General features: G+C 34.3%; 1 protein-coding gene. It reads left to right on the top strand.

All coding sequences use genetic code 11. The annotated features are described in order from the left end of the window. On the top strand, positions 1-385 hold a 385-nt coding region (locus J7R05_RS08985; RefSeq protein ID WP_208541939.1), incomplete at both ends, for an LON peptidase substrate-binding domain-containing protein.

Below are 385 nucleotides of genomic sequence, written 5' to 3'. Positions count from 1 at the left end.
TATGATTGTTCCGCTTTTTGTTGGTCGAGAGAAATCAATTCACGCTCTTGAAGCGACGATGATAGTAGATAAGCAGATATTATTAGCCACACAAAAAAATGCTTCTGATGATGATCCAAAACCAGAAGATATTTATGATATTGGTACTTCTGCCAATGTTCTTCAACTTTTAAAACTTCCTGATGGCACTGTAAAAGTTTTGGTTGAGGGGACTGCGCGCGCAAAAATTAACCAATTTACTGAAAATGAAAGTTATCATCAAGCTTATGCAACTGTTATAGAAGAGTCTGAAGAGATCGAAGTTGAGATTGAATCTCTTTCTCGGTCAGTGATTGTTTATTTTGAAAATTATGTAAAACTTAATAAGAAAATTTCTCCTGAAGTT

It is taken from the genome of Bartonella capreoli, from assembly GCF_902813205.1.
Lineage (GTDB): Bacteria > Pseudomonadota > Alphaproteobacteria > Rhizobiales > Rhizobiaceae > Bartonella > Bartonella schoenbuchensis.
Note: the sequence above shows the minus strand (reverse complement) of the source record. Positions and strands in the feature narration are given on the sequence as shown.